Annotated in this window: 19 protein-coding genes and 1 pseudogene; 11 read left to right on the forward strand and 9 right to left on the reverse strand. The window is 67.9% G+C overall.

The window, feature by feature from the left end; all coding sequences use genetic code 11:
- Positions 1–43 precede the first annotated feature (43 nt).
- The 5 genes and pseudogenes from NX1_RS08955 to NX1_RS37340 form a co-directional block, all read right to left on the reverse strand.
- Entirely contained in the window at positions 44–637 is a 594-nt protein-coding gene (locus NX1_RS08955) for a hypothetical protein (RefSeq protein ID WP_157119632.1), read from the reverse strand.
- Between the two features lie 31 nt (positions 638–668).
- The gene (locus tag NX1_RS08960) at positions 669–1,379 is read right to left on the reverse strand and encodes an energy-coupling factor ABC transporter ATP-binding protein (RefSeq protein WP_068056755.1); all 711 of its coding nucleotides are present in this window, start codon (positions 1,377–1,379) and stop codon (positions 669–671) included.
- The gene (cbiQ, locus tag NX1_RS08965) at positions 1,376–2,137 is read right to left on the reverse strand and encodes a cobalt ECF transporter T component CbiQ (protein ID WP_068056515.1); all 762 of its coding nucleotides are present in this window, start codon (positions 2,135–2,137) and stop codon (positions 1,376–1,378) included. Before cbiQ ends, NX1_RS08960 begins: the two co-directional genes overlap by 4 nt.
- Complete coding sequence (locus tag NX1_RS37335; protein WP_218024097.1) at positions 2,138–2,530, reverse strand: PDGLE domain-containing protein; 393 nt, start codon at positions 2,528–2,530, stop codon at positions 2,138–2,140.
- A 3-nt stretch (positions 2,531–2,533) separates the two neighbouring features.
- A pseudogene (locus NX1_RS37340) lies at positions 2,534–3,199 on the reverse strand (energy-coupling factor ABC transporter permease); the annotation flags it as partial.
- A gap of 118 nt (positions 3,200–3,317) precedes the next feature.
- Here NX1_RS37340 and NX1_RS08975 point away from each other — a divergent pair.
- Complete coding sequence (locus tag NX1_RS08975; RefSeq protein ID WP_068056517.1) at positions 3,318–3,671, forward strand: ArsR/SmtB family transcription factor; 354 nt, start codon at positions 3,318–3,320, stop codon at positions 3,669–3,671.
- Between the two features lie 503 nt (positions 3,672–4,174).
- Here the strand turns inward: NX1_RS08975 and NX1_RS08985 are convergent.
- Positions 4,175–5,842, reverse strand: a complete 1,668-nt coding sequence (locus tag NX1_RS08985; protein ID WP_245668401.1) for a sigma-54-dependent Fis family transcriptional regulator — start codon at positions 5,840–5,842, stop codon at positions 4,175–4,177.
- 905 nt (positions 5,843–6,747) lie between these two features.
- Here NX1_RS08985 and NX1_RS08990 point away from each other — a divergent pair.
- From NX1_RS08990 to NX1_RS09000, 3 genes are all read left to right on the forward strand, one after another.
- Positions 6,748–7,179, forward strand: coding sequence for a hypothetical protein (locus tag NX1_RS08990; RefSeq protein ID WP_245668402.1), 432 nt, complete (start codon positions 6,748–6,750; stop codon positions 7,177–7,179).
- A gap of 105 nt (positions 7,180–7,284) precedes the next feature.
- Complete coding sequence (locus tag NX1_RS08995) at positions 7,285–8,475, forward strand: NAD(P)/FAD-dependent oxidoreductase (protein ID WP_068056525.1); 1,191 nt, start codon at positions 7,285–7,287, stop codon at positions 8,473–8,475.
- 10 nt (positions 8,476–8,485) lie between these two features.
- Complete coding sequence (locus NX1_RS09000; RefSeq protein WP_068056527.1) at positions 8,486–9,427, forward strand: sigma-70 family RNA polymerase sigma factor; 942 nt, start codon at positions 8,486–8,488, stop codon at positions 9,425–9,427.
- Positions 9,428–9,547: 120 nt separating this feature from the next.
- On the opposite strand, the gene NX1_RS09005 is transcribed toward NX1_RS09000, so the two are convergent.
- On the reverse strand, positions 9,548–10,216 hold the full coding sequence (locus NX1_RS09005) for a cyclase family protein (RefSeq protein WP_218024086.1): 669 nt from the start codon (positions 10,214–10,216) through the stop codon (positions 9,548–9,550).
- Positions 10,217–10,550: 334 nt separating this feature from the next.
- On the opposite strand from NX1_RS09005, the gene NX1_RS09010 reads away from it, so the two are divergent.
- The 4 genes from NX1_RS09010 to NX1_RS09025 all read left to right on the forward strand — a co-directional run bounded on the left by NX1_RS09010 (position 10,551) and on the right by NX1_RS09025 (position 15,007).
- Positions 10,551–11,891 (forward strand): lipase family protein, encoded by a 1,341-nt coding sequence (locus NX1_RS09010; RefSeq protein ID WP_084501258.1) that lies wholly within the window; start codon positions 10,551–10,553, stop codon positions 11,889–11,891.
- Positions 11,892–11,975: 84 nt separating this feature from the next.
- Positions 11,976–13,571 (forward strand): GMC oxidoreductase, encoded by a 1,596-nt coding sequence (locus NX1_RS09015; protein WP_084501259.1) that lies wholly within the window; start codon positions 11,976–11,978, stop codon positions 13,569–13,571.
- A gap of 99 nt (positions 13,572–13,670) precedes the next feature.
- The gene (locus NX1_RS09020) at positions 13,671–14,345 is read left to right on the forward strand and encodes a TetR/AcrR family transcriptional regulator (RefSeq protein ID WP_068056532.1); all 675 of its coding nucleotides are present in this window, start codon (positions 13,671–13,673) and stop codon (positions 14,343–14,345) included.
- A 218-nt stretch (positions 14,346–14,563) separates the two neighbouring features.
- Entirely contained in the window at positions 14,564–15,007 is a 444-nt protein-coding gene (locus tag NX1_RS09025) for a nuclear transport factor 2 family protein (RefSeq protein WP_068056534.1), read from the forward strand.
- Positions 15,008–15,009: 2 nt separating this feature from the next.
- Here the strand turns inward: NX1_RS09025 and NX1_RS09030 are convergent, their stop codons facing one another.
- Positions 15,010–15,774, reverse strand: coding sequence for a Mut7-C RNAse domain-containing protein (locus tag NX1_RS09030; protein ID WP_068056536.1), 765 nt, complete (start codon positions 15,772–15,774; stop codon positions 15,010–15,012).
- Positions 15,775–15,814: 40 nt separating this feature from the next.
- Between NX1_RS09030 and NX1_RS09035 the strand changes: the two genes are divergently transcribed.
- Positions 15,815–16,930: a CapA family protein gene (locus tag NX1_RS09035; protein WP_373864869.1), complete on the forward strand. Its 1,116-nt coding sequence runs from the start codon at positions 15,815–15,817 to the stop codon at positions 16,928–16,930.
- A gap of 39 nt (positions 16,931–16,969) precedes the next feature.
- Here the strand turns inward: NX1_RS09035 and NX1_RS09040 are convergent, their stop codons facing one another.
- Entirely contained in the window at positions 16,970–19,873 is a 2,904-nt protein-coding gene (locus NX1_RS09040) for a UPF0182 family protein (RefSeq protein ID WP_068056539.1), read from the reverse strand.
- Positions 19,874–20,011: 138 nt separating this feature from the next.
- Between NX1_RS09040 and NX1_RS09045 the strand changes: the two genes are divergently transcribed.
- Both NX1_RS09045 and NX1_RS09050 read left to right on the forward strand, forming a co-directional pair.
- Positions 20,012–21,172, forward strand: a complete 1,161-nt coding sequence (locus NX1_RS09045) for a glutamate--cysteine ligase 2 (protein ID WP_084501260.1) — start codon at positions 20,012–20,014, stop codon at positions 21,170–21,172.
- Positions 21,173–21,201: 29 nt separating this feature from the next.
- Complete coding sequence (locus tag NX1_RS09050; RefSeq protein WP_068056541.1) at positions 21,202–21,828, forward strand: UdgX family uracil-DNA binding protein; 627 nt, start codon at positions 21,202–21,204, stop codon at positions 21,826–21,828.
- The last annotated feature ends 37 nt before the right edge of the window (positions 21,829–21,865 follow it).

Consider the following 21,865-nt stretch of genomic DNA (forward strand, 5'->3'; position numbering starts at 1 on the left):
TACTCGGTATTTCGCCCTTCGTGGTGGCCTGGCGAGGGAAGCATCATTCGTCCCAGACTGGGTCGAGTGGCGCATTCCGGTTGAACCACACGAGTTTTCCGAACAGTTCGAGCGGGTCGAGAGCGACGACCGCCTTTTGCCTGAGGTGGAAGGCGGTGGGCGTCGTACTGTTGCGAAGATAGTGCTGCACAGCGAGAACCGGCTCGTCACCCTTCCGCGCGGTGTCGACGAGGCGGAAGATTCCGTCGACGTGTCGGCCTTGGAACCCGAGTTTCACGTCGTCGGGGTGCAGGCCGTGTTCGGAGCCGCCGAAGTCGATCACTCGCCGTGCCCGTCGAAGCTGCGTTCTGTGGGGGTCGAGTCGAACGAAGAACGAATGGATATCAAGGTCTTTGACTCGATGCTTCCCGCCCGAGGCGTAGTGCAGGGCCGCGCCTTGTGTCAGAGCCGTCATCAGGTATGCGTCCCGGTACTCGTCGAGGTGCGGATTGCGCTGGAAGAACGTGGCGACCTCGGCGCGGGCGATCGCCGCCAGCCGATGCAGGTGCTCTTCGGTGAGCTGCTCACGCGAGTACTCCGACACGTCAGTGGCTGCCATTGTCGCAGTGTAGGCCCCAAGGTTGGTGGGGTCCTTCACATGTCCCGGTGGCGGAGCGGCTCGCGCGGTGTCAGCTGAGGCGATGGGCGGCGAGCAGGTCGGCGTCGCCGAGGATTTCGCCGATGGGGCCGTCCGCGACGATGCGTCCTGCGTCGAGGATCAGCGCGCGGTCGCAGATGCGCTGGGCGTAGGGCAGGTCGTGGGTCACCAGGACCAGGGTGGTCGGCAGGGACAGCAGGATGTCGGCGAGTTCGCGGCGGGCCACCGGGTCCAGGTTGGCGGCCGGTTCGTCGAGGACGAGTACCTCGGGACGGCAGGCCAGGACGGTGGCGAGGGCGGCCCGGCGGCGTTCGCCCAGCGACAGGCGGGTCGGAGAACGATCGGCCCGATCCGACATGCCGACCGCGTCGAGCGCGAAACGCACGCTCTCGGTGAGGTGTTCGCCGCGCACACCGAAATTGCCCGGCCCGAACGCGACGTCTTGTTCGACCGTCGGCATGAACAGTTGGTCGTCGGGGTCCTGGAACACCACGCCGACGCGCTGGCGTATGGCGCGCACGGTGGTGCGGTCCAGGCGGGTCGTGCCGATGTACACATCGCCGGAGCTCGCGGTGAGCACGCCGTTGAGATGCAGCATGAGCGTGGACTTGCCCGCGCCGTTGGGCCCGAGGACCGCGACCCGCTCACCGTCGGCGATCTCGAGATTCACCCCGTGCAGCGCACCGGTCCCGTCCGGATACGCGAACGCCAGGTCGACAAGGCGCACGGCGGACGCGTTCACCGGGCGACCCACGCGCCGACACAGACTCCGACCGCGACCGTGGTGGGAAGGCAGGAGAGGAACCATTGCCCGCGCGTGGCCGCAGGTGTGCCGAAATCGGCTATGGTGCCGGTGAATCCGCGCGAAAGCATGGCCGAGTGGACCCGTTCCCCTCGTTCGTAGGATCGCAGGAACAGGCTACCGACGCCGCGCGCGGTGGCGCCGATCTGGCGAATCGTGCGTGGATCGTCGCCGCGCGAGATCCGTGCCAGGCGCATGCGCGCCGCTTCGTCGGCGATCACGTCCACGTAGCGCAGCATCAGCACCACGATCATGACGATCATGCCCGGCACGTGCAGCCTGCTCAGGCCGCCAGGCAGTTCCCGAACGCTCGTCGTTGCCGCCACGGTCAGCGAGATACCCACTCCGAGCGACCCTTTCGCGATGATGCCCCATGCGGCGTGCAGGCCCGTCGTCGACAGCGAGAGTCCGAGCACGGTCGTCCGCGGTTCGCCTGCCGCGAAGGGCAGCAGGATCGCCAGCACGACGAAGGGCAGCTCGATGAGCAGTCGCGGCGCGATCCACCGCGGCGGGATGCGCGCCACGCGCCAGACCGCGACCAAGCCGGCCGCGTACAGGGCGAACGGCCACAACATCTCTCGTGGCGTCGCGACCACGGCGAAGACCGTGACCACCGCGCAGACGATCTTCACCTCGGCCGGAGTCCGATGCACCGGCGAGCTGCCGGGCAAGTGCAGCCGGTGGCTGACGGCGGACACCTAGGTCGACTCCGATTCGGGCGACGCGCTTCCGGTCTCCGAAACATGTTCGGCCCGTCGCCGCTCCGACCGTCCGGCTCTGACGAGGCGCACGACAGCGAACAGCGTGGCGAAGGCGGCGGCTACGCCGAGGACGCCCGCGATGCCGGTCAGCCGGTCGTTGCCGCCGATCGTGTAGTCGGCCAGCGGCGAGTCGGCCAGCGTGTGACTCTCCGCGTTCTGCGCGATGCATTCGCCGTGCAGTTCCTCGGTTCCGTCGACCTCGACCACGGTGCAGCCGCGTTGCGTCGTGGCGTCGAGCCCGTCGGGTTGCGAACTCGCGGCATAGGAGAGCAAGCCCGCGACGAGGACGGCGACGGCGGCGAAACCGAAGAGGAATCCGTTCGCCGGCAGTGCGGCGCGCGGCGTCGCAGGGCGATCGGTGGCGCGGAGCAGATACACGAGGTCGGGGCGGGCGTTGACGACGGCGATGACGGTGATCGCGGTGACGATGCCTTCGCCGATGCCGATCAATGTGTGCGTGACCAGCATGTACCAGGTGACCGCGCCGACGGTGGAGCCCGCGGCCCCGCCGATCGCGTATTGGACGACGAAACCCATTGCGGCGCTGACCGTTCCGAGCAGTGCGGCGGCGAATGCGACAGCGCCCACTACGCCGCGCCTCGGCGCGCGGGGTAGCGATCGGCGCGCGACGAGATAACCGGCCGCTACGCCGATCAACGCCATGTTCGTGATGTTCGTGCCCAGTGCCGTCAGCCCGCCGTCGGCGAAGAGCAGTGCCTGCACGATCAGCACGATGGCCACGCACAGCGCACCCACGTAGGGTCCGACGAGGATCGCGGCGACCGCTCCGCCCAGCAGATGCCCGCTCACGCCGGGCAGGATCGGGAAGTTCACCATTTGCACCGCGAAGATGAACGCGGCCACCAGACCTGCCATCGGCGCGGCCCGCTCGTCGAGTTCGGCACGCGCGCGCCGCGCCGCGAAACCCAGTGCCGCGAGGGCGATTACCGCGAACAACACGGAGGTGGGTGCGTCGACGATGCCATCGCTCATATGCATGGCCGAGGTGGTGTCGCTCACCTCCCGATACGATACGCGCAACATATGAACAACTGGACCGATATGTAAGCATTGGTGACGACCGGCCCCGTCGAGGAGAGAACGGCAGAGTAGAACAGTGGCCCTCACTCCCCCGCTCGACCCCGAACACGCCAGGCCAGCCGCGCCCGGCCTGGATGTCGCCGGCATCGAACACTGGGCCCACCGTTTCGATCTGCTCTCCGACGCCAATCGGCTCCGTCTGCTCGTATGCCTGCATCACACGCCGGATCAGAGCGTGACCGAGCTCGCCGCCGCCGTCGGCATGACGGCCACCGCCGCGTCGCACGCGCTGCGCCTGCTGCGCTACCAAGGTTGGGTCACCGCGTCCAAGAGCGGCCGAATCGTCCGGTATCGCCTCGCCGACGAAACGATCCATCGACTCCTGCACTGGATCGGCGCACCCCACGCCCCCGAACCGAGTCCGCTTTGAGCGCAACGGATTACCGGCGGCGGCCATCCCCGAATCGGTGAGGCTCATGACCCTGGTCCCACAACCCGGCGCACGGCAGCGGTGGCAGATTCGGGTCAACCCGGTCGTCGACAGTGATCACCATGTCCTGGCTCGTGTAGTTGCAGGCGAGCAGGTCGGCGACATTCCGTGCTTGTTCCGCCGATGCCCGGTAGTTCAACGTCAAGGCGCCGGACACGATGCGGATGCGCCGGATTCCCCTCGACAGTCGAGGACCTGGGTGTTCTGGTAGGACGGGCGGAGCGGAATTCCGCCCGTCCATGCTGTCACTCATAGGGCGATGTTCACGGCCTTCGTCCACTCGCCGTCGATAAGCAACTTCTTGCTGCCGGAGAGAAACTCTCGCACTCGGGGATGCGGTTGGACCTTGCTACCGCGGTCATCCTGATGCCTCCTGAAGGTTGCCCTGTTCGCCGTGATCTGAACAACACCAACGCTAAGGACTGCGGGCCGCTGTGAAGTGTTCAGGAAGTGGACAATCCGCCGTCGGTGATGCGCAATGCCTTGAGGCGGGCATACAAAGTGGTGCGGCTTATTCCGAGATCTCGCGCAGCCTTCAGTTTATTTCCCTTGTGCCGGCGCATGGCCTCGATAATGGCGTCGAGTTCAGCACGTTCCCGGCCGGACAGGCGCCGCACACGCGAAGCCACGCGGTAGGGCGCCGGAAGATCGCCGACCGTCACGTCACCCTCGTGCCTGCGCTGCACCACATGCGCCAGGACGGCCTTGAGTTCGTGCAGATTGCCTGGCCAGGGCTGAGCGGAAAGGACCTCGATCACACTCGGCAGCAGTCGGATTCGCGCGGTGGGATCCAGTTCGCGCACAATGCGTTCCGCGATCGCCGCGAGTTCGGGGCCCCGGTTGCGCAGCAGCGGCATCTCCACCCGGCGCAGGCAGACCGCGGCGAGTGCGGCGTGCGCGCCGGCCAGCTCCGACAGTGGCGAAGACGTGAGGATCAGCCGTGGGCCGTGCCCAGCGGAGATCGCGTCGGTGAGGATGCCAACCGGCGGTTCGGGCAGCAGGTCGATGTTCTCCACGCACAACGTGCCTATGGGTTGGCCGAGCCGCTCGCGCAGCCGCTTCACCCACGGCTGCTCGCCCTCGACAGCGATGTCGGCGCAATCACGGAACTCCACCATGTCCTCGCGAGCGAGCCTGCGCGCCTCGGTGCTGCGCCCGGTGCCGCGCGCACCCGCGATCAAGACGGGCCCGGTGCGCGTCGTGGTCTCGATGTCTCGCCGCGGCGTGAGCCGCACGGGTCGGGCGCCGGGCGACTCGATCGGTGCGAAGTGGAACAGGGTGCCGCCGCCGGCCCCGGCGATGCGTGCCAGATGAGCGCGCACCACGACGCCGGAGTCGAGCGTGAGGTCGGTGCTGCGGGCACCGCTGTCCAGATCGTCGGTCAGCATGCGCAGCACGGCATAGTCGGCCGGGCTCAGCAGATCGAGCGCCGACTTGTTGCTCAATATGATGTCGTCGCCGACGGCGGCGACCGCGCGGCGCTGTCGTGAGACCGATTGGAAGGCGGCGAGCAGCGCACGTTCCGAGGCCTTCGCCTGGTCGAGCAGTCGCTGTTCGATGTCCTCCGCGGCCCGCACGAGGAACGGCGCCAGCAGCGGGTTCATCGCCGGAGACGAGCCGGTGATGTCGAGGACCCCCTCGAGCCGCCGCGTCACCGGGTGCCGGATGGGATGCCCGTAACAGGTGAACGCCTTGAGCGGTTCGATGTAGTGCTCGGCGCCGTGGACGATGATCCCCTGACGGGTTTCGATCGCCGTGCCCAACGCATTGGTTCCGATCTTCTCCTCGGCCAGAATGGCGCCGTCCCTGATGCCCAGCGTATCCAGTGCGGATTCGAATCGTGGATCGTCGAACCAGCGATACACCAAACGGCAGTCACGATCAGCGAGCAAGAGACTGAACCCGGTGCCTGCGAGGGCGCCGGCTATCCGGTCCAGCACCGGCGCCGCAGCTTCGACCAGCCGGCTAGCGGGATCGAATTCGACCACGGGGAGATCGGCGAATCCGTCGAATTCGGGCTCTACCCCGCTGAGTTTCGAACGTTTCCACGACAGCTCGATTTCCGGCCGCGTCATCGGCGCTCCGGTATCGGGGCCGGGAATTGTCGACACCCTGCTCCTCACATTTTGTCGCCCCACCGATGTCAAACGCTCCGGCCTGGGACCGGATTCATCGGCGGTCGACGCGGCGTCCTTCATCTGCGTATTCAAGAATACTCACCAACTTGTGCTCTGTGTCACATCGACGACCGCTGCGGGCCGCTCGATACGTTGCCTGCCCACCCATGATCGGTGACGCCGGCCACAGTCGAGTGTTCAAAAGTTGGACAGTCCGCCGCCTTGCCGAGAACCGACAAAGGGCTGATGACGACATCCCGCTCGACAAGCGGTCCTGATGGGCTGTGGCGTACCCACAGGCTGGGGTTCGGCCATCTATGCCGCGAATGTCCAGGTCGGACAGACCGTCGCGATCTATGGCGTCGGCGGCCCCGGCGTGCACGCCACATCGTCGCCATCGACCCGCTGGAGAACAAACGGGCAAAGGCGATGGAGCTCGGCGCGACGCATGCATTCGCCGACGCGGGCGAAGCCCTGAGGCCATTAGCGTCGTCGTCCACCAACACCGAGGGCGTCTGTCGACCTCGAACGGAGATCGCCATCGGCGCCGGTCCCGCCAGGACCGGCGCCGGTTTTCGCCCCGCGACATCGCCGGAACGTTGTCCAAAATCTGGACAGTCGACGATCTCGGCGAGGCCATAACCTTCTTACCAAGGTGATCGGAACCGGCAACGGCGCCGAGTTTCCCGGCAACGGCGCCGGGAGTGTCAGGAGGGCGACAGCCAACCGAAGCGAGCCGCATTCGGATACACAGCAGGCAACCTCCTGACAACCCGAACACCTGAAAATCTCCCCGAACGAGCAGCACCGAATGTCGACCACCCTCGTCGCTGACACACCTGGAGCGCTCGGATCGTGCACGGCGACAACGATCGACCGTCCTGATACCGAAAGAGAGGTTGTCCGACGGCGCTGCGGCCACTGAGGCGCACGAATCCGGCTGCGGCGGAGGTTCTTCCGGAGGATCGCGCGTGACGGGCGACGGCTCGATCGACCAGACTGGGGGCATGGCGTACCCGGAGTTGAACGCGCGACCTCGGTGGAGCAGGACCGGGAATGCGCATTTCCCCGTCGCGGCTTCGGTCGGCGGATCGTGGTGGGTGTTGCGGCTCAACTGCTTTCCCGATCACCCGCTCTGGACTCTCTTCGTCGACGGCCTTCGCCGTTTCGACATCGATGACACGCCACCCGAGTGGGGCAAGCCGTCCGACCGTTCCGCTCCGGCTCTGGAGGTCGCGACCGTGGAGAAGATTCTGAGGCCCGTCCGGAACTCAGTCGCCTACGCCAGCGAAATCGGCGATCCCTGCGACAACCCCTTCTGCTGCGGTTGACGCGAGAAACGAGTCTCCGGGGGGTGACCCACATCACTGGCCGATCTGTCAGGAATTCGGGGGCTGTCTCGTTCAGGAAGCACGCGAACCAGACAGGAGCGAACCATGAAGCACCGCATCGTCGTCCTCGGAGCCGGATACGCCGGAGCCTTCTCCGCCGGGTACCTGGCCCGTCAGCTCCACTCCGACGACTTCGAGATCACCGTCGTCAACGCCGAAACCGATTTCGTCGAGCGGCTGCGCCTGCATCAGCTCGCCGCCGGGCAGGACCTCCGCCACCGGCCGCTGGAGCAGGTGTTCGCGGGCACCGGCATCCGGCTACGACTGGCGCGGGTGACCAACGTCGACGCCGGGCACCGGACGGTCACGGTCGCCGACGGCGATGGCATCGACCGGCTCGAATACGACACCCTCCTCTACGCGCTCGGCAGCACCGCCGCCGATCACGGCGTTCCCGGCGTCCGCGAGCACGCCTTCCATGTGGCCGCGCGGCCGTCCGCGCTGCGCCTGCGCGCACGCCTGGACGAGTTGGGCGAGAACGGGAGGGTGCTCGTGGTCGGCGGCAACCTGACCGCGATCGAGGCCGCCACCGAGATCGCCGAATCCCGCGTGGGACTTCGGGTCGGCCTCGCCACCAGCGGCGAACTCGGCGGCTGGCTGGGTCCGAAAGCACGCCGTCACCTGCTGCGCGCCTTCGACCGGTTCGATATCACGGTTCACGAGCACACCACCATCGCGCGCGTCGAGGAGGCGGTGGCGGTCGCCGCCGACGGCACCGCTTTCGCCTCCGACGCGACCGTGTGGGCCGCCGGCTTCGCCGTCCACCCGATTGCCGCCGCCAGCGGCCTCGAGGTGGAACCCAACGGCCAGATCACGGTCGACCGTCAGATGCGGTCGGTCTCGCACCCTGATGTCTACGTTGCCGGTGACAGCGCCTTCGTCATCGGCGAGAACGGTCGGCCGCTGCCGATGTCCTGCGCTTCCGCGGGAAGCACCAGCATGCAGGCGACGGCCGCGATCATCGGCGACCGGACCGGGCGCAAGATCTCGACGACCGCGCTGTCGTATGTCGGCAACCACATCAGCCTCGGCCGGAAGGACGGGATCTTCCAGCTGGTCGACGGTGACGCGCGATCGAAGTCGTGGGCCCTGCGTGGCCGGACGGCCGCACGCGTCAAGTCGGCGATCCTCGAGACTGCCGCCTGGAGCCTTAGCCACCCGACCTTCGGAAGGCCGAGTCACAACTACCGCTTGGCCACCACTCGAGAGCGCTCGCTCGACGTGGTCGCCGCATAAAGTCGTGCTCATGGACATTGCCACCGTGGCGCGTTTCGAGGCCAGCCGGAATCGGCTGGCCTCGCTGGCCTACCGTCTGCTCGGCTCGGCGGCCGACGCCGAGGACACGGTGCAGGACGCGTTCCTGCGGTGGCAGGCCGCCGACCGCGAGTACGTCGAGGTGCCAGAGGCATGGCTGACCAAGATCGTCACCAATCTGGCGCTCGACCGGCTCCGTTCGGCGAAGGTGCGACGCGAACGCGCGGTCGGCGCCTGGATGCCCGAGCCGCTCCTCGACGGCGACCCGATGCTCGGTCCGGCCGACACCGTCGAGCAGCGCGAATCGGTGACTCTGGCGGTGCTGACCCTCATGGAGCGTCTGTCGCCGGTCGAACGGGCCGTTTACGTGCTGCGCGAGGCCTTCGCCTACAGCCACGCCGAGGTAGCCGACATTCTCGGCATCACCGAGTCCGCGAGTCAGCAACACAACCACCGAGCCCGGCGTCGAATCGCCGCCGCGGGCAACGGCACCGAGATCGACCATGCCTCCGCGCGTCGAATCGTCGAGGCGTTCGTCGATGCCGCCTCCTCGGGCCGGACCGAACGGCTGGTCGCGCTGCTGACCGACGACGCGACCGGCATCTCCGATGGCGCCGGGCTGGGGCTGGCCGAGAAGCTGGTCCGGTACGCGACCCCGGAGCGGATCGCCGGCGCGGTGCGGGCCGGCTTCAAACCGTCTCCGGCCAAGCGGAGACTCGCCGGTGGTTCGCCCTCGATGCACGCCGCCGTGGTCAACGGCTGCCCTGCCATGCTCGCCACGCTCGGCGATCGGGTCGTCGGCGTCCTGATCCTGGAGATCCGCGACGACAAGATCGCGGGTGTGCGCGGCATCGCCGCCCGGAGCCGACTCGGTCGCCTAACCGAGGAATGGCAGCGGCGAGAGCATGATGCCCCGCTGATCGAATCGTGGTAGCAGGCTGTCCCTCGCCACCATCAGCTCCTCCTACTCCAGCCGAGACCATCAGCGAAAGGCCATGTCGCCCTACGTATCGAACCCGTCCGGCCCGTCTACCGCCGCTTGTCGAGGCGTGATCTAGCTACCGACGCCGTGGTCGGTCCAGGCGACGGCCCGCAGCGGGAAGGTGCCCATGCCGTGTATCGGCGCCGGTAGTGCGACGAGCCGGGCGCCGGTGTCTGGGACCGCCTCCAGGTTCGTCATGTGTTCGATGATCGGGACTCCCGCGGCGAGGAGCGTGTGGTGGCACGGTCGCGTCGGCAGGGAGGTGTCGTCGATATCGAGCGAGTCGATGCCGACCAGCGCCACGTTCGCGGCCACCAGCGCCGCAGCGACCTCGCCCACCAGGAACGGATGGCCCGGCTCCTGGTAGGCGGGCGAACCCCACCGCGCCGACCATCCGGTGTGCACGAGCACCGCCTTGCCCCACAGTCTCGCGGGGTCGCCCAGCAGGTCGGGCCCCACCGCGCGGATCCCCGCGGCGCGGACCACCACGATCCGCACGTTGAGCAGCCGCTCCAGCGGCAGCTCGGCGATATCGGCTCCGCGCGCATGGAAATGGAACGGCGCGTCGATATGGGTCCCGGTGTTGCCGACCATATCCACGCGCGCGATGTCGTATGCCATGTCGACCAGCGGTGACTGCTCCCGCGAGACATCCGTGGTGACTCGCGGCCCAGGCAGGCCGGGATAGGTGAGCATGCCGTCGGAGATCGGGTGGGAAAGCTCGACGATCGCCTTGCTCATACCTGGAACCGTACCCATGGGCCAGTCGCTCGATCGATCCCCAAATCACAGCTGCGACTCCGTCCGGCGGATCATCCGGACAACCGGCGGCCAGGCGTTCGTTTCGCTTCCACCGCTGTCAGCCCGATGGCAAGTCGCCCATACCGGCCGAAAAGCGTTGTGGCCCGGCCTTTGTGGATTCTCCAAACGCTGACACCGATTGGATTCATATCCACAGTAACCATGTTACTGTACACCGCGTCGCGGCTGTGACGGGAGTCATGCCACAGGGCGCGACGCGATGCATGGGCACTCCGGCGACGGCGCCGGGGGCGGAGTTCACGGAGAGTTATCGATGCTTCGACAGCATGAAGGACGTTCGCGGTCCGGTTCGCTACCGCGGGCCGGTCGGATGGCGGCGGTGGTGGCCTTGGCCTGTGCCACCGCGGTAGCCGCGGTGGGGGTGACTACGCCTGAGGCCGAGGCGGATCCGGTGAGCGCCTTCTACACTCCGCCCGACCGGATTCCGTTCGAGCCGGGCGCGGTCGTGCGGACCCAGCCGATGCCCCTGTACGCCACGGCGCCCTCGGACAAGGGCTGGCCGGGCCGAGCGCAGCACGTCATGTACACGACGCGGTTGCAGGACGGGTCCCCGGTGGCGGTGACCGGAACGTTCATCGACGCGGCGGGTCCCTGGCTCGGGGCGGGCCCGCGGCCAACGGTGGTCATCGGTCCCGGCACCTCGGGTCAGGCCGACCGCTGCGCGATGTCGGTGGCGTTCTCGACCGGGATGGCGTTGTTCGCCGAACCGTCGCCGGGCCTTTCGGCGAATCAGGAACTGCCTTCCTCGGCGGTATGGAGCGGCTTGGGCGCCCGCGTGCTGGTCACCGACTACATCGGCCTGGGCACACCTGGGATCCACACCTTCGCCAACCGCATCGAGGAAGCGCACGCCATGCTCGACGGCGCTCGCGCGGCCAACAGTCTCGCGGGCGTCGGACCCGAAACCCCGTTGGTGTTCTGGGGTTACTCGCAGGGCGGAGGTGCGGCCGCCGCCGCGGCGGAGATGCAGCCGGACTACGCACCGGAGCTGAACCTCAAAGGCACCTGGGCCGGCGGCCCGGTCGCGGATCTGGCCAAGATCCTCGAACGCATCGACGGCGCGCTGATCGGCGGCGCCATCGGATTCGCCATCAACGGCATGCTCGCCCGCTACCCGGAACTGCAGAAGGCCGTCGACCGGGTGACCAGTCCGGCGGGCCGCGCCATGCTCGACACGCTGAGCGACGCGTGCATCGGCGATGTCATCACCGAACATCCGTTCCTGAAGACCAGCTCGATGACCATCGACGGCCGTTCGCTCACCGAACATCTGCACGCGATCCCCGAGGCGGCCCCCGCGCTGGCCGACCTGCGCGTCGGGACGCTCACCCCCGCCACGCCGGTCCTGATCACCAGCGGCCTCAACGACGACACCGTCCCCTACAACCAGGCCAGGCAACTCGCCGACGACTGGTGCGCCAAGGGCGCCACCGTCACCTTCCGCACCAACGACCTCCCGCCGATCCTGCCCGGCGCGACGCTGCCCAACCACTTCGGACCGGAGATCATCGACGGCTTCGGGCCGGACAACGCGGTCACCTACCTGCTGGATCGCCTCGCGGACAAACCGGTTTCCGGCTGCGCCATCGACTGAATTCCCTTGCGTCGCAACGATGCGGCGCACGCCGAGGGGCCGCCGCCGAACCGCGGCGGCCCACGATCATCCGAAGGTTCTGTCATGAAAGCAATTTCGCGCCGGTCGATGCTGACCGGCGCCGCCGCGGCAGGCGCCATACTCTTCGGCGTTCGCTCGATCGGTGCGCCCGCTCCGGTCGCCGCCCGTGTCAACAGTGTCCCGCTCAGCTACGAAGAGCACCGCGTCGTCGTGGTCGGTTCCGGGTTCGGCGGCGGAGTCAGCGCGCTGCGCCTCGCGCGGGCGGGCGTGCCGGTGACGGTGCTGGAGCGCGGAATGCGCTGGCCCACCGGACCGAACGCGGAAACCTTCCCCCGCGCCTCCGCGCCGGACAAACGGTTGCTGTGGTGCAGGTCGAGCCCGAACCTCTTCGGCAGGCCGCTGGCGTTCGAGCCCTACACCGGCCTGGTGGAGGCGGTGCCCGGCGTGAACATGACGGCGCTGTGCGCGGCGGGCGTCGGCGGCGGGTCGCTGGTCTACCAGGGCATGTCGCTGCAACCCGCGGAGCACGTGTTCGACGCGCATTTTCCGCAGGAGCTGGACTGGGCGACCATGAACCGCGTGCACTACCCGAGGGTGGCGCGGATGCTCGGCTTGGCGGAAGCCCCGGACGACTTGATCGCGAGCGAGAATTACCGGGCGGCAAGGGTTTTCGCCGATCGGGTGCGCGCGGCCGGAATGCCGCTGGCGAAGATCCCGATGCCGATCGACTGGGATTTCGCGCTGGCCGAGCTGCGTGGGGAGATGAAGGCCTCCTACACCAACGGCGACGGCGCGATGGGAGTCAACAACGGCGGCAAGCATTCCGTCGACGTCACCTACATCGCCGCCGCCGAGGCCACCGGGCTGGTGCGGGTCGAGACCCTGCACGAGGTGACCGACGTGGAACGCGCACCCGACGGTCGCTGGATCGTGCACGCGCAACGCCTGGACACCACCGGCGCCGTCGTCGAGCACAAAGTCCTCACCACCGGCGCGTTGATCATGGCCGCCGGAAGCCTGAACACCACCCGATTGCTGGTGCGGGCAGGCGCCAAGGGCCTGATTCCCGATCTTCCCGACGGCCTCGGCCATGGCTGGGGCACCAACGCCGACCGCATCTACGTGTGGGCCGATCGCACCGCGGGATTCGGTGCGCCGCAGGGTGGTCCGGTGATCTACGGCAGCAAGAACTGGGACGATGCGCGGGCCGCCTACACCGTGATCCAAGCGTCCATCCCGCCGCTGTCGCTCGACGTCGGCAGCACCATGATGGTCGGCTACGGCGTCAGCGACGGGCGCGGCGTGTTCAGCTACGACGCGGCGCGCGACGACGCGATTCTGCACTGGCCGGAGCACGGTGATCGAGACATCCAGGAAAGACACATCGGTCCGGCGGTCCACCGGATCGCCGGACCCGACGGCATCCTGCTGGACACCAACGCCATGTTCCCTTCGACCTGGCACCCGCTGGGCGGAGCGAGCATGGGCGCGGTCTGCGACCTGGACGGCCGGGTCCACGACCAGCCGGGACTCTATGTGCTCGACGGCGCCCTGATGCCGGGCAACACCGCCGCCTGCAATCCCTCGATGACCATCGCGGCGGTCGCCGAGCGGGCGTTGGACAACCTCGTCGCCCGCGACGTGGGAACCCTCATCTGACACGATCCGCCGGGCCGCCCGCTCCCCGGTGCGGCGGCTCGGCGCTTCGCGGACGCCGCGGCGAGCCGAGTCGCCGGAAAACTGGATTACCGTAGCGAGGTGGCCACGACAGGCGAAAGCGATCCCGCGACGAAGATCATCGATACCGTGTTGTCGTTGCTCGATTCCGACGGCTACGACGCGGTCCAGTTGCGCCCTGTCGCGAAGCAGGCGCACGTCTCGCTGGCCACGGTCTACAAGCTGTACCCGACCCGCGACGAGCTGATCCTCGCCGCGGTCGAACAGTGGATGGCCGCCAACATCTACACCGACATGCCGCCGCCGCGCGAGAACGAGTCGCTGGCCGACGGTCTCGTGCGTTTGGTCCGATACGTGTTCGAACCGTGGGAGCGCAATCCGCGGATGCTGGTTGCCTACTACCGCGCGCGTTCCGGCCCCGGGGGGCAGCGCCTCGACACTCAAGGTTTCGACGCTGTCCTGCCCGCCGCGAGCACCCTTTTCACGGGCATCGACGCCGACTACATCGCCGACGTCGGTCTCGTGCTGAGCAACATGGTGTACGCGCTCGTCGGCCGCTTCGCGCACGACGACCTCGCGATCACCGAGATACTCCCGGCGCTCGAACGCACGATCACCCGGCTCACCGGAAACAACGAACACCTCGCGGCGGCCGCCGGACGCCGGCTCACCCCCGGCGCACCGCCGTTCGCCTGGAGTCCGGCGATCGTCTCGCCCTACTCCCCCGGGCCCGAAGCCACGACGGATCAGCCGTAGCCCTCAGGGCTCGATCAGGCCCGCGCGAATGGCTTGCCACGATCGTCTGCGCCGCCGACGCGGCTCGGATCACGCGTGGTGGCAACCGCGCTCTCGGACGTGGCTGTAGGTGTGGGAGCGGTATTTCCGGCGAACGGCAGCGCGCGAACCGTCGGCGCGATAGGAACGTGTTCCAGGGTGGGGCGAGGCCCCGCCGAATCGCACCTTCGGAGGCACCCATGCTGTCGTTGCAGGAGATTTCGGATCGGCTCGAGATCGAGGATCTGATGGTCCGGTATTCGCACGCGGTCGACTCCCGGCAGTGGGATCTGCTCGACGAGATCTTCACCGCCGACGCGCATATCGACTACACCGCGATGGGCGGACCCGCGGGCGATCTGGCCTCGACCAAGGAGTTCCTGGCCGGTGTCATGCCGAATTTCCCCGCCTTCCAGCATCTGGTGAGCAATTCCTCCATCACGGTGGACGGCGACACCGCGACCGCGCGCACCATGTGCCACAACCCGATGCTCGTCGCGGGCGAGAACGGCGCGCAGAGCCTGATGCTGTGCGGGCTCTGGTACCACGACACCTTCGCGCGCGTCGAGGGACAGTGGCGCATTCGGCAGCGTGTCGAAGAGAAGAGCTACATGTTCCTGGCGGGTCAGGCGAGCGGGCTCTGACCTCAGCGCGGCGACCCGGGCGCGGTCGCGGCGATGATGCGGGCGACCAGGTCGTCGAGCCGCCGCTGATGCGAGCCCGCCCAGTAGACGCGGCCGCAGTCGACGCACCGGCGGAAGACGTCGTAGTAGCGGCGAGTCAGCGGCGGGATCCGATCGACGACGTCGTCCTTGGCCACGTCGGTGACGACGCCGCCGCAGCGCAGGCAGCGACTGAACGGCGCAAGCCGATCGGTCAGGTCGAGACGGCGGATCACCTCGATGATCTGCGCGAACGGACGATCCGCGTGCACGAACACGCCGTGCGTGACGTTGCGGCGTTCGAGCAGTCCGCGGTCGCGGGTCAGCAGGATGCGGTGCTCGGCGGCCGCGATCTCGGCCAGCACGGCGTCCTCGGCGTCCCATTCGCAGCGCACGTCCATGCCGAGCAGTCGCAGGATCCGCGCGAGCCCGCCCAGATTGACGTCGACGACGAACCGCGGATCACGCAGCGGACGGGCACGCACCCGGGTCAGCGGCCCGACGTCCAGCGTTTCGAACATCGGGTACGCGGCGAGCCGGTCGCCCGGGCTCGGATGGTGGCCGAAGTCGACCGACGCGCCGTTCACCAGCAACAGATCGACCTCGGTGTGCGGGACGCCCGCGGCCTCCACGATGTCCTTCACGGTCTGATGCGGACGCACCGGCCGCCGCTGCGCCGTGAACCGGACGTCCGGGGGCAGGAAATCGTTCAGCTCGGCGTACACGCGCAGTTCGACACCGGCGGTCATACGACCATTGTCGTCCGGGGCAGAGGCGCGCGGCCGATCGGTGATCGAGAATGGGAGTATGCCGACGGTGGCGCTCGGCGGCGACGTCATGCTGGGCCGCGGGGTGGACCAGATCCTGCCGCATCCCGGCGATCCGGCGCTGCGCGAACGATTCGTCGAGGACGCGCGCACCTACGTCCAGCTGGCGGAGAATACCAACGGCGCGTTCACCCGCCCCGTGGACTTCCGCGCGCCGTGGGGTGATGCCCTGCCGTTTCTCGCGCGAGCCGACGTGCGCTCGATCAATCTGGAAACCGCGATCACGGCGGGCGGGACGTTCGCTCCCGCGAAGGGCATCCACTATCGGATGAACCCGCGCAACGTGCCGGTGCTGACCGCCATCGCGCCGGTCGTCTGCTCGCTGGCCAACAATCACGTGCTGGATTTCGGCGTGGCCGGACTGACCGACACGCTCGACACGCTCGATGCGGCGGGCGTCCAGCACGCCGGAGCGGGCGTGGATCTCGAGGGCGCCCGATCCCCCGTGACAGCGGACCTCGGCGACGGGCGACGGGCGGTGATCGTGTCGGTCGCCGCGGGATCGAGTGGGGTTCCGCAATATTGGGCGGCGCAGCGCGATCGGCCGGGACTGTGGCGAATCGGTGACGAACCGAGCCTCGCCGCGGCCGACGAGGTGGCGGAGCTGGTGGCGGCGTGCACCCGCGCGCAGGATGTGGCGATCGTCTCGATCCATTGGGGACCCAATTGGGGTTACCGGGTGACATCGAGCGAACGACGCTTCGCGCACCGGTTGATCGACGCGGGAGTCGATGTGGTGCAAGGGCATTCGGCACACCACCCGCGGCCGGTCGAGTTCTATCGTGGCAAACCGATTCTGTACGGGTGCGGCGATGTCGTCGACGACTACGAGGGCATCGGCGGCTACGAACGATATCGCACCGAACTTCGGCTGCTGTTCCTGGTCACGGTGGATTCGGAGGTCGAGGTGCGCATGATTCCGCTGCGGACGCGGCGCATGCGCCTGGAAATGGCCGGACGCGACGAAACCCGTTGGCTGTGCGAGACGATGGCCGCTATCAGCCGCGGATTCGATACCAAGGTCGCGGCGCGCCGTGACGAGCTGCCGGTGGTGTATCGATTCGCTCATCGCCGATAGCCGGTCCCCGTATCGACGTGATGCGTTCGGGGACAACGGCTATCGGCCCGGAATGCCGAGTTCGTTGAGTTGCTGCTGGAGACGGTTGAGCGCCTCGCGCATCGCGTCGATCTGCGCGTTGAGTTCGGCGATCTTGGCCTGATCCACCGGTGGCGGGCCCTGCGGTGGCGGCGGCGCCGGTCCGGGAGACGGATGCTGACCCGGTGGCAGCGGCGCTCCCGGCCCGCCGCCGGGAGCGGTGGCGAGCCTGCCCGTCGCGGGGCCGAACACCTGGTCGAGCGCCTCGGCGATGGTCGGCGCGTACCCGACGAGCACGCCGCCGGTGCCTGGTTCGCGATAACTGACCAGCACCCGCGCCAGCTGCGGGAACGTCGATCCGTCCGGCGTCGTCGAGATCCGTTCGGTGAACAGCGGTTCGACGTACAGCACGCCGCCGTCCGCGATCGGCAGCGTCAGCAGGTTGCCGTACTGGATCCGGTTCGATCGCTCCAGCAACGTTCTCTCGGACGCCACCCTGGTGTCGGAGATCATCGAGTTCTGGATCTGCTGCGGGCCCTGGGTGATGCTGTCGGTCGGCAGCTGCAAGACGGTGATCTTGCCGTAGTTCTGCGGATCGGAATCGGCGAAGACGTAGGCGGACAGGAACTCCCTGTTGAAGCCGACCATCGCGGTGGCGAGCCGGAACGTCGGCTTGGCGCTGTCGGCGTCACCGGCGAGGACGTAGAACGGGGGCTGGTGCGGATTCGCCTCGACGGTCGGGTCGCTCGGCACCGACCAGAAAGCGTTGGTGGTGAAGAACTCTCGCGGCTCATCCACGTGGTACTTGGCCAGCATCTCGCGCTGGATCTCGAATTGGTTCTCCGGATAACGGAAGTGGGCCCGCAGTTCCGGGCTGATCGACGACTCGGGTTCGACCGTGCCGGGAAACACCTTCATCCACGCGGCGAGCACCGGGTCGTGCTGATCGACCTGGTAGAGGGTGACGGTGCCGTCGTAGGCGTCGACGGCGGCCTTGATCGAGTTGCGCAAATAGGAGATGTCCCGGTGCGATCCACGACCGGCCTGCTCGCCCGGTTCGAGGGCCTCGAGGGTGGTGTGCTTGGCATAGGGGTATCCGTCGATCGTCGTGTACGCGTCCACGATCCAGACGATCCGGCCGTTCACGACCGCGGGATAGGGGTTGTGGTCGGTCGTCAGCCACGGCGCCACCAGTTCGACGCGATGACGCGGATCCCGATTGAAGATGATCTTCGATCCTGACCCGATCGCCTTGGAGAAGATGATGTTTCGCTCGCTGTAGCTGATCGCGAAGGCCAAGCGGTTGAACCAGTTCCCGATCGGCACCCCGCCCGCGCCGGTATAGGCGTACTTGGTCGTATCGGTGTCGTACTCACGGGGTTCGGTGCCGCCGCCGACGATGGCGTAGTCCGGATCGGCCTCGGCGATCACTTCACCGAAATAGATGCGCGGCTGATCCACCGGAATCACCTGATGCCCGGCGGATTGCGAGGCGATGTCGCTCACGGAGTAGATCGGATATCCGCTGTTGCTGCTCGCGGCGTCGCCCGCCGCCTCGCGGACCGCGGCGTTGACGCGATTGGCGGGCGCAGCGACGAACCCGTTGCCGTGGGTGAACACGGTGTGCCGATTGACCCAGTGCCGCTGGTTGCCGCTCAGCGCGCTCGGCGTCAGCTCGCGGGCGGCCACCACGTAATCGCGCAACTGCCCCTCGATGGGATACCGATCCAGGTCGAGATGCGGGGGGAAGCTGTAGAAGTTCTTCAGCTGTTGCTGCTGGGTGAAGGTGCGCGAGAGCACGTTCGGATCGAGCAGGCGGGCATCGGCGATCGTGGTGACATCGGCGGGCACTTCCGGAGGCGGTTTGGTGCCGATTCCGGGATAGTCCTGGTATCGGACGTGATCACTGCCGATTCCGTACGCCTGCCTGGTGGCCGTGATGTTGCGCTCTATATAGACGCGCTCCATATCGGCGGCGTTCGGACGCACCGAGAATTGCTCCACCACGAGGGGCCAGACGGCGCCGACCAGAATCGAGGACAACAGCAGCAGCGCCGCGGCCATCGCCGGGATGCGCAGATCGCGGACCACGACGGCGGCGAAGAACGCGGCGGCGCAGATGACGGCGATCGCGAAGAGAATGAGCCGGGCGGGGAGCACCGCGTTGATGTCGGTGTAGCCGGGGCCCGCGAAGGTGGGTTCCTTGCTGCGGGTCGAGAGCAGCGAGTAGCGGTCGAGCCAGTACGCGGCCGCCTTCAACAGGACGAATGTGCCTGCGAGCACCGCCAGTTGGACGCGAGCCTGATGGGCCAGCCCCGGCGAGCTGCCCGCCAGCCGCAGCCCCCCGAACAGGTAGTGCGTGGCGAGGCAGGCCAGGAACGCGAGGATGACGGCGACGAACAGCCAGTTCACCAGCAGCCGGTAGAAGGGCAGGTCGAAGACGTAAAAGCCGACGTCGTGGCCGAATTGGGGATCCGAGATGCCGAAGGACCCGCCGTGCAGGAACAGCTGCACGGTCACCCAGCCGGATTGTCCGATGAGACCGCACAGCACGCCCAGCGCGGCGGCGATGCCGACGCCGAACAGCCGTGGCCGCCGGAACACCATGTCGCGGTAGGGACGGAGGACGTCTTCCTCCTCGGAGATCGGCACCACGAGGGGTCGGGACCGGAACGCGAGCCACATGGCCACGAAGAGGGCCCCGCCGATGAGCAGACCGACGACGACGAACAGCGACAACCGGGTCAGCAGCACGGTGAGCCAGACGCCGCGGAATCCGACTTCGCCGAACCACAGCCAGTTGACGTAGACGCCGACCAATCGAGGGAGTATCAGCAACGTCGCGACGAACAGCGCGGCGATGATCAGCAGTACCCGAATCCCATGCGGCAACCGCCGCATACCGAGGCCGTCGCGTGCGCTCATCTCCCACTCTCCCGTGGTTGCGCAGGCCGAAGGGCGCCCGGCCGACGCGTGACCGACTGGTCCGATTCTACCGGGGCCGACGTGCGAAATAGCAGGAGCTCCAGACATAGTCTGAGGTCAGCGCGGTAACCTACCCACATGGACGTGGACTCGTCTACGGTCGGAGTCGAGGAGGAATTCCTCCTCGCGGATCCGCGTACCGGGGCGCCAACCGCCAAGAACGACGCGGTCGCCCGAACCGCCGAGGACCTCGGGCTCGATCTCCAGCTGGAGCTGACGCGCTGTCAGATCGAGACGAACACCGGCGTCCACACCCGCACCGGCGATCTCGCCCAGCAGCTTCGCGAGCTGCGCCGCGGCGTCTCCTGCTGCGCCGAGATGAACGACGCGCGCCTGCTCGCCGTGGCGATCCCGCCGACGGTCCCGCTCCACTACCCCGTCACCGACACCCCGCGCTACCGGCGCATCGCCGAGGGTTTCGGGATGCTCGCCCATGAGCAGGGCCTGTGCGGCTGCCACGTGCACGTGGCCGTGCCCGATCGCGAGACCGCGGTGCAGGTGAGCAACTACCTGCGGCCGTGGCTGCCGCTGTTTCTCGCGCTCACCGCGAATTCGGCGATCTATCGCGGCGCCGATACCGGGTACAAGAGCTGGCGCAACATCCTGTGGCGGCGCTGGCCGAGCGCGGGACCGCCGCCGTACTTCCATTGCGCGGACGACTACGACGACCTGGTCTCGATGATGCTGTCCAGCGGCATCATGCTCGACGAGAAGATGGTCTATTGGGACGTGCGCCGGTCGATCACCTATCCGACCGTGGAAGTCCGGGTCAGCGATGTGCCCGCGACGGTGGCCGAGACGACTCTGCTCGCCACCCTGGTGCGCGCGACGGTGATCATGGCGCGCGAGTCCCTCGACCAGGGCAGAACGGCCCCACCCGTCGCCGCGGAGATGCTGCGGGCGGCCTATTGGAAGGCGGCGCGAAGCGGCATCGACGGCGACGCGGTCGCGCCGATGGACGGGCGTGTGCTGCCCGCCCGTGAGCTGCTGGCCGAACTGGTGGAACACGTCGAGCCCGCCCTGAAGGAACTCGGTGATCGCGAGTTCGTCACCGACACCATCGCCGCGGTGCTCGAGCGCGGCAACGGCGCGACGCGTCAGCTGCGCGCCTTCGGCGCAGGCGGTGACGTCGCCGCGGTGATCGCCGAACTGTCCGAGGCGACCCTGGAGGGCTGTGCGCTGCCGGAGGAGCCGCCGCTCGGTTTCGGCGAGGCGGGCGCGGGTAGTCCGCTCAGGTAAGTGCCGATCGTCGGCGGAGGGAGCCGCTGATGGCTGCCGGAAAAGCGCCGGGCGCCGAGGAATTCGTCCCCGAGGGCGCGGACCTGGACACACTGCGTGCGGCCTCGTGTGGCTGCCACGGCTGTCTGCTGTATCGCGACGCGACCCAAACCGTTTTCGGTGAAGGTCCCGCGGACGCGTCCGTCTTCGTGGTGGGTGAACAACCAGGCGATCGGGAGGACATCGAAGGACACCCCTTCGTCGGCCCGGCGGGACGGTTGCTGGACAAGGCGCTGGACGAGGTCGGCATCGCTCGCGACACCGTCTACCTGACCAACGCGGTCAAGCATTTCAAGTTCGAGGAACGCGGCAAGCGGCGAATCCACAAGACGCCGGGGCGCACCGAGGTGGTCGCCTGCACGCCGTGGCTGACCGCCGAGCTGGACGCGGTGCGGCCCGAGCTCGTGGTCTGCCTCGGCGCGGTCGCGGCCAAGGCGGTGCTCGGTCCTTCGTTCAAGGTGAGCGAGGAACGCGGCCGGGTGGTGTTCGCCGACGACTATCGAGTCGTCGCCACGGTGCATCCCTCGTCGGTGTTGCGTGCGCCCGACCGCACGACGGCCTACAAGGGTTTCGTCGAGGATCTGCGGACGGTGCGCGCCGCGATCGACGCGGGCTGAGCGCGGGTCGTCCGCACCCAGCCCGCCGCTCGAACCG

Source organism: Nocardia xishanensis NBRC 101358 (genome assembly GCF_001613365.1).
In the GTDB taxonomy this organism is placed as follows: domain Bacteria; phylum Actinomycetota; class Actinomycetes; order Mycobacteriales; family Mycobacteriaceae; genus Nocardia; species Nocardia xishanensis.